Origin of the sequence: Actinoplanes sp. NPDC051411 (assembly GCF_040682075.1) — a bacterium.
Classification (GTDB): domain Bacteria; phylum Actinomycetota; class Actinomycetes; order Mycobacteriales; family Micromonosporaceae; genus Actinoplanes.
Genome location: NZ_JBFBAD010000003.1, coordinates 116,153 through 125,046 on the forward strand (window position 1 = coordinate 116,153; position 8,894 = coordinate 125,046).

12 protein-coding genes are annotated in these 8,894 nt (G+C 69.7%); 3 read left to right on the forward strand and 9 right to left on the reverse strand.

Annotation, left to right across the window (positions count from 1 at the left end):
• Positions 1 to 286: 286 nt before the first annotated feature.
• The 6 genes from AB0M88_RS02520 to AB0M88_RS02545 form a co-directional block, all read right to left on the reverse strand.
• Positions 287 to 583: a LacI family DNA-binding transcriptional regulator gene (locus AB0M88_RS02520; RefSeq protein ID WP_364094242.1), complete on the reverse strand. Its 297-nt coding sequence runs from the start codon at positions 581 to 583 to the stop codon at positions 287 to 289.
• A gap of 51 nt (positions 584 to 634) precedes the next feature.
• On the reverse strand, positions 635 to 874 hold the full coding sequence (locus AB0M88_RS02525) for a hypothetical protein (protein WP_364094245.1): 240 nt from the start codon (positions 872 to 874) through the stop codon (positions 635 to 637).
• 359 nt (positions 875 to 1,233) lie between these two features.
• On the reverse strand, positions 1,234 to 1,701 hold the full coding sequence (locus tag AB0M88_RS02530; RefSeq protein WP_364094247.1) for a hypothetical protein: 468 nt from the start codon (positions 1,699 to 1,701) through the stop codon (positions 1,234 to 1,236).
• Between the two features lie 552 nt (positions 1,702 to 2,253).
• Positions 2,254 to 2,871 (reverse strand): hypothetical protein, encoded by a 618-nt coding sequence (locus AB0M88_RS02535; protein ID WP_364094248.1) that lies wholly within the window; start codon positions 2,869 to 2,871, stop codon positions 2,254 to 2,256.
• A gap of 132 nt (positions 2,872 to 3,003) precedes the next feature.
• Positions 3,004 to 3,567 (reverse strand): ankyrin repeat domain-containing protein, encoded by a 564-nt coding sequence (locus AB0M88_RS02540; RefSeq protein ID WP_364094249.1) that lies wholly within the window; start codon positions 3,565 to 3,567, stop codon positions 3,004 to 3,006.
• Between the two features lie 40 nt (positions 3,568 to 3,607).
• On the reverse strand, positions 3,608 to 4,438 hold the full coding sequence (locus AB0M88_RS02545) for a hypothetical protein (RefSeq protein WP_364094251.1): 831 nt from the start codon (positions 4,436 to 4,438) through the stop codon (positions 3,608 to 3,610).
• Positions 4,439 to 4,524: 86 nt separating this feature from the next.
• Between AB0M88_RS02545 and AB0M88_RS02550 the strand changes: the two genes are divergently transcribed.
• Complete coding sequence (locus AB0M88_RS02550) at positions 4,525 to 5,646, forward strand: glycosyl hydrolase 53 family protein (protein ID WP_364094254.1); 1,122 nt, start codon at positions 4,525 to 4,527, stop codon at positions 5,644 to 5,646.
• Here AB0M88_RS02550 and AB0M88_RS02555 read toward each other — a convergent pair.
• Together AB0M88_RS02555 and AB0M88_RS02560 are read right to left on the reverse strand one after the other, a co-directional pair.
• Complete coding sequence (locus tag AB0M88_RS02555; RefSeq protein ID WP_364094256.1) at positions 5,643 to 6,098, reverse strand: nuclear transport factor 2 family protein; 456 nt, start codon at positions 6,096 to 6,098, stop codon at positions 5,643 to 5,645. The two genes, AB0M88_RS02550 and AB0M88_RS02555, sit on opposite strands and share 4 nt — an antisense overlap.
• A gap of 56 nt (positions 6,099 to 6,154) precedes the next feature.
• Positions 6,155 to 6,769, reverse strand: a complete 615-nt coding sequence (locus AB0M88_RS02560; RefSeq protein ID WP_364094258.1) for a hypothetical protein — start codon at positions 6,767 to 6,769, stop codon at positions 6,155 to 6,157.
• A gap of 53 nt (positions 6,770 to 6,822) precedes the next feature.
• Here AB0M88_RS02560 and AB0M88_RS02565 point away from each other — a divergent pair, with 53 nt between their 5' ends.
• A complete protein-coding gene (locus AB0M88_RS02565; RefSeq protein ID WP_364094261.1) occupies positions 6,823 to 7,071 on the forward strand; it encodes a hypothetical protein in 249 nt (82 codons plus the stop codon).
• Here AB0M88_RS02565 and AB0M88_RS02570 read toward each other — a convergent pair.
• Positions 7,058 to 7,936, reverse strand: a complete 879-nt coding sequence (locus tag AB0M88_RS02570; protein WP_364094264.1) for an aminoglycoside phosphotransferase family protein — start codon at positions 7,934 to 7,936, stop codon at positions 7,058 to 7,060. The genes AB0M88_RS02565 and AB0M88_RS02570 overlap by 14 nt on opposite strands.
• A 114-nt stretch (positions 7,937 to 8,050) precedes the next feature.
• Here AB0M88_RS02570 and AB0M88_RS02575 point away from each other — a divergent pair, with 114 nt between their 5' ends.
• Positions 8,051 to 8,788, forward strand: a complete 738-nt coding sequence (locus AB0M88_RS02575; protein ID WP_364094265.1) for a DUF899 domain-containing protein — start codon at positions 8,051 to 8,053, stop codon at positions 8,786 to 8,788.
• The last annotated feature ends 106 nt before the right edge of the window (positions 8,789 to 8,894 follow it).

Below are 8,894 nucleotides of genomic sequence, written 5' to 3' on the forward strand. Positions count from 1 at the left end.
CCATTGGTATCCCGGCGCCCCCATGATCGAGGGCCCCGCTTTCCCTTCCTTCCGTCTGTACTTCCCCTCTCGACCAGTCGCGTGTCCAGTTCCATCCGTGGTGACTCGAGAGCCTTGCGGCGGGCCAGGTTCAGGACCGCCTGGCTGCTCGCCAACCCATGTCCCGCAAGGCTGCCGCACCGTGGTCAGCGGGGGCGACGCCCAGCGTGCGGCGGGAAGATCATCGAACCGGCCACGCTGAGCTGGTCGGGCATTGACCGTCCCGGCATCGGTGCTGCCTCTTCGGCTATTCCCACCGCTTCGAGGGCCGTCCGATAGCCGTCGAGCCGGGCGCGGCTGCACACCAGTCCGGCCCGGCGTGGGCACGCCGCAGCAAGTCCTTCTTTCCCGCCGGTCGCGCGTTGCGGGCTCGATAATCGTATTCCTCGAGCAGGCGCTCAATCCGTACGCGAGTCGCTGCCGCAACCTGATCGTCGCCGTTCAGCACGCGGGACACCGTCGGCACGGAAACTCCTGCTACCGCCACTGACAGGATCGGCAAGGGGCGCTCATTCCGATCGCGGCCGATACCGTGGTTAGGCACGCGCTTATGCCGAGATCAGTTCGGTGTCGGACGACAGCGCTCGGCCGCGTCTCAGTCGGCGGGTTCCTCGTCGACGCTCAGTGGGGAGGCACCGGGCTCGGCGATCTGGGCGATGGCCTCGTTCAGCTCGTCCTCGGCATATTCGCCCTCGGGCAGCCGATCGAGCACGGCCATGTCGTCGGACGGCAACTCGGCGGCGACCGCCCGACGGTGGATCTCGTCCCGGTCGATCCGCTCCTGCGCGGCATAAAGCTCGTCGACCAGTGCGGGAAGCGCCTTCGTAGTCGCCATGATCCTCTCCTCCAGCTTGAAGACATGCTTGCAGGACCTGCTGTGCTGACCGATCCTGATACCCGGGCCGCCGCCGTTCATGCCGCGCATCCGGGTGACGAACACCGCCGCGACCGGCTCAGCCGGCAACCGGTAGGGCCTTCCAGCTGCAAATCATCGGTGCCTATGTGGCCGCTGCGCCGCGCCTGCCCCGCCCTGCATCGCGCGCGCCCACCTGCACCGGAGCCGGGCAAGGAAAGTCGCTGAACACCTAATGTGCAGGTGGCTGTCACGTGCGTATTCTGTTTGGTTCTACAAAGTCTGAGGAGTTGATGCCGATTGCTTACGGACCGCTGACAAAATGATGTCGCTGCGACATGTCAGAGCGGATCTCCGGACGGTCTTCTACTTAGCGCTTGATCGATGTTCTCAGGCCAGAGCGGCGCCGACCAACTTCCTGCGACGTGGCGGCAGTCGACGTGAAGCTGCGTCGGCTCGATATCTTGGGAGAGGAAGTGGGCTTCGTCGGCCCCGAGCGTCGAAATGTTCAAAGGTTCCCCCATCACATTCCAGGTAAGCGGCTGGAAGTCGCCCGGCGTTTCTGATCCAAATGAAATCGCCGGATCGGCATGCTGTGGATCCAAAGCGTCGCGGAGCGGCCGGCGTTCCGTGCCGGGCTCGCGCAGTAGAAGCTCGATCTCAATCTTGATGCCTTCGTCGTAGCCGATGATCGATCGGAAGACGGCGGCGGCGCTGTCGGACTTACCGAGCAGAGCGTCGGACAGTACGAGCGTCCCGCGTGAGGCAGGAGGAGATGATCGCTGATTTCGGGTCTCATGGGGGTGCACAATAAGGCCTTAAAGGGTCGGGGAAGCTTTCGTGGCGCGACGATCACCTCTCCGGCCGTCAGCTGACGGCCGGAGAGACGGGATAGCTCAGGTGCAGACGCCCGGCGGGTCGTAACTGCTGCCTTTCGTGTGACCGCCGGTCTTGCTGCCCGATACGGCCCGATCGTCGGCGGCAGGGTGACGATCTGCCGGCGCTCCGCGGCAGAGAGCTCAGCGAAGGGACTGAAGACGGTCCTGCCGTCGGTCGCCGCCTCCTCGACGAGGGTCAGCAGGTGCCGCCAACCTGGGCTTTCGGTGTCCTGCCGGTCGCGGTGGAAGGCCACGGTCGCCGGTTGAGTCGACGCCGAGTGCCCCCCGCACCGGCAGCGGTCCCGGTCCGGCTGTGCGTCCGACGGCCCGACAGCGTCCGCGAACCGGTTCACCAACAACCGCGGCTCTGTCCCGTTGTCACCCATGGCCCCGGAGATTACAAGGTGGAGGCCCGCTCGACGTCCTGATTCAGCCGATGTGAGTGCGTCACCCGGTCGGGCCAGATGCGAACACAACGGGTGGTTAATCACCTTCCGGCGAAGCCGGCGCTCCATCCACCATTCTGACCTGACCAGAGAGGCTGTTCGCCAGCCAGTCTGCCTGCGTCACCATGCCATCCTTGATGCCGAGAATCGCCCTTGCGGCCCGATAAAAATCGTCCCGCCGGCTGTTCGCGTCAATGACGGCGGTTTCGAGGTCCAAGCTCTTATCCGCCAGGCCACGACCGAGTAGCTCGATTTGATACACGGCGTCGCGCCATTCGCGCGCCGCGTTCACGGTTTCGGCATTCCCCAGCAGAAGGACGCTCTCCCAGGCCTTGGTTCGCCGCAGGTCACTCTCGGCGAGCTTGGCCAGCCCTTCTTGGCGATCGATGCGATGCAGCCGGGAATTCGCAAGGTCGATAGCGGATAGCCTCAGCGCATAGGCGTGGAGTTCCTTGACCGCGTTGGCGTCAACATACGTCTGTAGCCGCTTGTCATCCCACCTGGTATTCAGTTGCCTGCGCCACCACGTAAGGTCGGCTACTCCGGTCGCTGCGATAGTGCCGGCGGCGCCGACGATGACACCGACAATGGTGGGCAACTGGTCGGTAATGGCACCCATGCCGGCATAGTGCCAGGCATTCGCAATGTCGATCAATACGCATCAAGAGACCCCGCGCAGGAAGGCGGAACGCTCGCGCAGCGATCCGCCTGGCTACCGTGCGTGATGGGGGCCCGAGTCGTTGGCGGACGCCGGCAGCCGAGGAGCGTACGTCGGGCGCCCGGTTCTTCACCGGCTGTGCTGCTCCAGCAGTGCGGCGCCTTCAGCCCATTCGATCCGGTACTTCTTGGCTTGGTGCAGCCCTCGAGCCGCATCGGCGGGCCGGCCCTGCTTGCCGGGCGCGGAAATGCTGGGATCAGCGCCTCGGTTCAGCAGGTGCCGCAGAACGCGCAAGCAGGCGGTCTGCTGTTCGGGCGGCCAGGGCGCGGTGCCCGTGGACGCAGCGTGCCACAGCGCGGTGCGTCCGCTGCTGTCGACTGCGTTCAGTGGGCAGCCGGCCTCGAGAAGTCTGTCGATGATCTCCACTCGGGCATCGGCGGTGCCGACTCGGCCGTGGGCCGCTTCATGCAGCGGCGTGCCCTGGAATGTCGTGAGGGCTAGGGCATCCGCGCCGGCGCCTATCAACGCCGCGACCATTTCGGCAGTGCCTGTCCCGGCGGCGACGTGCAACGGCGTGTACATGCGGTAGTTCCGGGCGTCCACGACAGTGCCGTCGGCCAGCAGCCGAGCGACCTTCTGCGCATCGCCCGCCCGGACCGCGAGGTGCAGCGGGCCCTCCCGCAACGCGTCCATTTCCGCACATTAACTTGATCGATCCTCACCAGACGGACGTTCAGGCCCGCGTTGCCGCCGAGGGCTGTGCGGTGGTGGTTCGGGCGGCCACGTGGGCCGTTCGCCAGAGGGCGTACAGGGTGAGGGCGGCCGCCACCGCCAAGGGTGCCCCGTCGCGGATCAAGCCGTCCAGGCCCAGGAGGATCTGGCACAGCGGAAGGTCGAAGGCCAGGACCGCCAGCGTGACCCAGGCCAGTGTCGTGCGGGCGCGGTGGCTGCCCCGGCGGAGGAAGACGGCGGACAGCAGGGCCACGTAACTTACCGCGATGCCGGCCAGGATCCAGAAGATCACGGCCAGGGTCCACTCGAGGCGGTGTCGCAGCGTGCCCGCGGCGGTCAGGGCCGGGACCAGCATGAGCGGGCTGTAGCTGAAGGAGGCGAGGCGGGCGGTCAGGACCCACGGGTCACCCGGTGAGGCCTCGCGGAAGCCGGCCAGGGTGGGGCGGCGCGGCTGGTGGACGAGGTGGGCGTCGATGGCCGGGTGGCGGTAGAGCAGGACCACCACGGTCAGGCAGAGCAGGGTGAGCACGCCGAAGCCGATCAGGCCGGGGAGCGGTGGGCGGCCGGTGGCCGGGACGATCAGGCGGCCGACGGCGAAGAGCGTGGTCATGGAGAGGATCAGGCCGAGCGGCTTGGCGGTGGCCCGGGCCCGGCGGACCTGGGAGATCAGGATCAGCCAGCCGAGCGTACGGGCGAAGGCCCAGGCCGTACGGACCGCGAAGCCGACGCCGTGGCCCGGGGCGTACCAGAAGTTGAGGACCTCGACCACGACGGTGGCCGCGGCCGTGGCGACCAGCAGGGCCGTGAGGGCGCGGACCGGGCGAGGAGTCATGGTGGGGCATTACCCAGGCGGGAGGGTTGACAGGCGCGGCCCGGCGGGACAGCTTGGAGGCAAGCGCTTTCCAGTGGAGGTTGTCGATGGCTGGGATCAGTCGGCGAGGTGTGCTCGGGCTTGCCGCCGCGGCGTTCGTTCCGTTGCCGGTCTCCCGGCGGGCCCTGTCCGTGCGGGGCGCTGACCTGTCGTTCCTGCCCCAGCTGGAAGAGGCCGGGGTGAGATATCGCGACCTCGACGGCCGGGTCCGGCCGGCCGAGCGGATCCTCGCCGGCCACGGGGCCAACGCGATGCGGCTGCGGGTGTGGGTCGATCCGCCCGCCGGCTACAGCGACGAGAGGCGGGCGCTCGGGCTGGCCCGGCGGGCGAAGCGGGCCGGGATGAAGGTGGTGCTCGACCCGCACTACAGCGACTTCTGGGCCGATCCCGGCAAGCAGCCGATCCCGACGGGGTGGCCGACCGACCTGGCCGGGCTCACGGTGAAGATCCGGGAGTACACGCGCGGGCTGGTGCGGGACTTCGCGGCCCAGGGCACGCCGGTCGACATCCTGCAGATCGGCAACGAGATCACGAACGGGATTCTGTGGCCGGCCGGGCAGCTCTATCTGCCGGACGGCACCCAGCAGTGGGACGCGTTCACCCAGCTGCTCAAGGCGGCGATCAGCGGGGCCCGGTCCGAATGCGACGCCCGGATCATGCTGCACATCGACAAGGGCGGGCTGATGGGGGATACCCGCTGGTTCTTCGACAACATCGTGGCGCACGCGGTGCCGTTCGACATCATCGGACAGTCCTACTATCCGATGTGGCACGGGTCGATCGCCGATCTGGCGGCCAACACCGGCGACGCGATCGAGCGCTACGGCAAACCGGTGCTGCTGGCCGAGATCGCCTACCCGTGGACGTTCGATGACGGGGACGGGCGGGGCAACATTGTCGGCCCCGATACTCCGCTGCCTGACGCGCTGCGCTTTCCGGCGACCCCGGACGGGCAGGCCGCGTTCTTCCACGGCGTACGGAATGTGCTGGAGAAAGCCCCCCGAGGGGGCGGGCTCGGTTTTCTGGCCTGGGAACCGGAATGGGTTCCCGGGGTGGGTTGGGAGCCGGGCGCGGAGGCGTCGAACGACAATCTGACCCAGTTCGATTTTACCGGCCGCGCCCTTCCCTCGGTGCGCGCCTATCGAAGGCCCGACCGGGACAGGCCCTAACGCAGCGGAATGTCGTCCTCGTCGCCGGAGCGCGGGCCGAACAGGCGCCGTTCCGACTCGGCGATCGGCACGTCGTTGATGGAGGCCTCGCGGCGGCGCATCAGGCCGTTCTCGTCGAACTCCCACAGTTCGTTGCCGTAGCTGCGGAACCACTGGCCGCTCGCGTCGTGCGATTCGTATTGGAAGCGGACCGCGATGCGGTTGCCGCCGAACGACCAGAGGCTCTTGCGCAGCACATAGTCGAGTTCCCGCTCCCATTTCGCGGTGAGGAACCGGACGATCTCGTCGCGGCCGGTGACGAACTGGTCGCGGTTGCGCCACACCGAATCGGGCGTGTAGGCCAGGCTAACCCGGTGCGGGTCGCGGCTGTTCCAGGCGTCCTCGGCCGCTTGCACCTTCTGGCGGGCGGTCGTCTCGTCGAAAGGCGGAAACGGCGGGCGGGACTCGGGCATAGCGGTCTCCTCACGGATGCGGTCGGTCCGACCGTACGCCCTGAGCCCTTTCGTCCTCAGCTCAGCACGGCGAGGGTGACCGAGCCGCCGGGCCAGGTTCCGCTGAGCGTGAGCGGCGCGTCGGGCGGCGTGGCCCGCGGAAGCCGCGACACCGAGAGTTCGCCCACGTTGGTCAGGACGACCGCCGGCTCGCCGTCGTCGACGCGCACGATCTCGGCCGGGCTGCCCGGCGCCTGGGTGCCGGAGCCGCGCAGCGACATCAGCGGTTCGCGGGCGACCGGGCCGTCGGGCGTCTCGAAGTATTCCGCCGCCTCGTGACCGCCGGTGCGGATGGCCCGGACCGCCTCGGCGACGAAGACCGGGTCGGCGACCGCGTCGTAGACCCAGCGGGCGCCCAGCACCGAGTGTTCGGTGGTGCCGATCAGCCACTCCCCGGCGCCGTCGAGCGGGGCCGCGCGGTAGGTCATCGGCACCTGGGTCAGCGGGCCGTCCGGCGTCTTGACCAGGAAGATCTCCACGCCGACCGCACCCGCCGGGTCGTCGAACCGGGCCGCGGCGACGCGCTCGAGGCCGGTCGCGTCGCCGCCCGGGTACCACGAGCGGCCGGGCAACCAGGCCTGCAGCAGCTCGAGCTTGGTCGGGGTGAGCGTCGCCTGGTGGATGATCGCCATGGGCAACGATGCTAGCGGCTGCGCCGGCCGGCCGGGGGTGCGACGATCGCGGGGTGACCGTCATCGCGACGCTGACCCTGACCCGCCCGGCCGGCTCGTGGGCCGACCGGCTGCGCCCGCACGAGATCGTCGTCGACGACGTGCCCCGGGGGCGCCTGGCCGCCGGCAAGAGCCTGTCGCTCGCCCTCGCCCCGGGCCGGCACCGGGTGCGGGCCGGCCGCGGCGAGGAGATCGAGGTGCACCTGGGCCCGGGCGGCGAGGAGAAGCTGGTCCTCGACGGAACGTCGCTCAGGGGAGCGTAGCCACCAGCCGGCGCAGGGCGGCCCGGCCGGGCGGCGCCCACGTCGGCTTGCCGCCCGGACCGCTGTCGTTGCCGATGATGATGCCGCTCAGGGCGCGGGCCATCGCCCAGCCGCGGGCGCGGCGCCAGGTGGCGGGATCGGCGTCGTAGGCCGCGGTGAACCGGCCGATGCTGTCGTCCGGCAGAAGCAGCCACCCCGCGGAGAGGTCGTAGGCCGGGTCGCCCGCGCACAGGTCGCCGAAGTCGACCACGCCGCAGAGGGCGCCGTCGGCGGTGAGGACGTTGGCCGGGTGGAGGTCGGCGTGGATCCACAATGCCGGGCCGGTCCAGGGCGGCGCGGCGAGCGCGTCCTGCCAGACGGCCAGGACGGCGTCCGGGTCGTCGATCAGCCCTCGCTCGCTGGTGTGGGCCACTCCGCGCTCGAAGGCCGCGGCCCGCTCGGCCAGCGGCCCGCCACGGTCGCGGCCGGTGGGCGCGCCGCTGGGGGCGGGCCGGTGGAGTTCGGTCAGGAAGGCGGCCAGGGACGCGGCCCCCCGCGTGACCGGTGCGAGGTCGGCGGGCGTTCCGGAAACCCAGGTCGTGATGATCCACGGCCGGGGGAAAAGCTCGGACGGCCGGCCGAGCCGCTGCGGCACCGGCACCGGCAACGGCAGCCGCGGGGCGAACGTCGGCACCCAGGTGTGCTCGTTGAGCAGCGGCGCGTCCGCGTCGTCGGTCACCCACGGCAGCCGGACGGCAAGGTCGTCGCCGAGCCGCCACAGCTGGTTGGCCCAGCCGCGCGCGCCGAGCCACACCGCCCGGTCGGCGAGGTCGGGGTGCTGCTCGCGCACCAGCTCGTGGACCAGTTCCGCGGTGATCTCCAACATGCCCGTGCACCTTAACCACTCGGCGCCCGGGCGCCCGTCGAAGGCGTGCGGGAAACCATCGGAAAATCCCGTAGGGACCGATGACTTCGCGGCCCGGCGAAGGTCTGTACCGACATGACACTTCCGGAAATCGTTTCGCAGAAGGATTGGCTGGCCGCCCGCAAGGCGCTGTTGACCAGCGAGAAGGAAGCGGTGCGGGCGAAGGACGCGCTGAACACGCGGCGTCGCGAGCTGCCGATGGTGCGGGTCGGGAAGGACTACCGGTTCGAGGGCCCGGACGGCCCGGTCACGCTGCTCGACCTCTTCGACGGCCAGCGCCAGCTGGTGGTGCAGCACTTCATGTTCGACCCGGCCTGGGAGGACGGTTGCAGCAGCTGCACGGCCGCGGTCGACGAACTCTCCGACGGCCTGCTGCGGCACCTGCGTGCCCGCTCCACGACGTACGCCGTGGTGGCGCGAGCCCCGCTCGCCAAGCTGGACGCCTACCGCGCCAAGCGGGGGTGGACCATCCCGTTCTATTCGTCGTTCGGGTCGGACTTCAACTACGACTTCCACGTCAGCCTGAACGCCGAGGTCACGCCGGTGATGTTCAACTACCGCGGCCCGGACGAGCTGCGGGCGGCCGGTCAGGGCTGGGTGCTCGACGAGCCGATGGAGCAGCCCGGCATGAGCTGCTTCCTCCGCGACGGCGACGACGTCTTCCACACCTATTCGACGTTCGCCCGCGGCACCGAGCAGGCCGGCGACTCGTACGGGATCCTCGACATGACCGCCCTCGGGCGTCAGGAGGAGTGGGAGGAGCCCAAGGGCCGGGCCGACACGTCACGCGGCCCGATCCCCGATTTCAGCTGATCGGCCGCTCCGGCCCGGGGGCGGCCGCGCCGGCCGGGCGCCCCGGGGGGGGGGGCGAGGGGGGGGGGGGCAACCCCCCCCACGGGGAGGTGTGGCGGGTGGGCAT

Coding starts and splice junctions, on each gene's coding strand:
- AB0M88_RS02545 (WP_364094251.1), bottom strand. CDS start 4,438: ATGACTCCTCGCCCGGTCCGCGCCCTCACGGCCCTGCTGGTCGCCACG.
- AB0M88_RS02570 (WP_364094264.1), bottom strand. CDS start 7,936: ATGTTGGAGATCACCGCGGAACTGGTCCACGAGCTGGTGCGCGAGCAG.
- AB0M88_RS02525 (WP_364094245.1), bottom strand. CDS start 874: ATGGCGACTACGAAGGCGCTTCCCGCACTGGTCGACGAGCTTTATGCC.
- AB0M88_RS02550 (WP_364094254.1), top strand. CDS start 4,525: ATGGCTGGGATCAGTCGGCGAGGTGTGCTCGGGCTTGCCGCCGCGGCG.
- AB0M88_RS02540 (WP_364094249.1), bottom strand. CDS start 3,567: ATGGACGCGTTGCGGGAGGGCCCGCTGCACCTCGCGGTCCGGGCGGGC.
- AB0M88_RS02560 (WP_364094258.1), bottom strand. CDS start 6,769: ATGGCGATCATCCACCAGGCGACGCTCACCCCGACCAAGCTCGAGCTG.
- AB0M88_RS02555 (WP_364094256.1), bottom strand. CDS start 6,098: ATGCCCGAGTCCCGCCCGCCGTTTCCGCCTTTCGACGAGACGACCGCC.
- AB0M88_RS02575 (WP_364094265.1), top strand. CDS start 8,051: ATGACACTTCCGGAAATCGTTTCGCAGAAGGATTGGCTGGCCGCCCGC.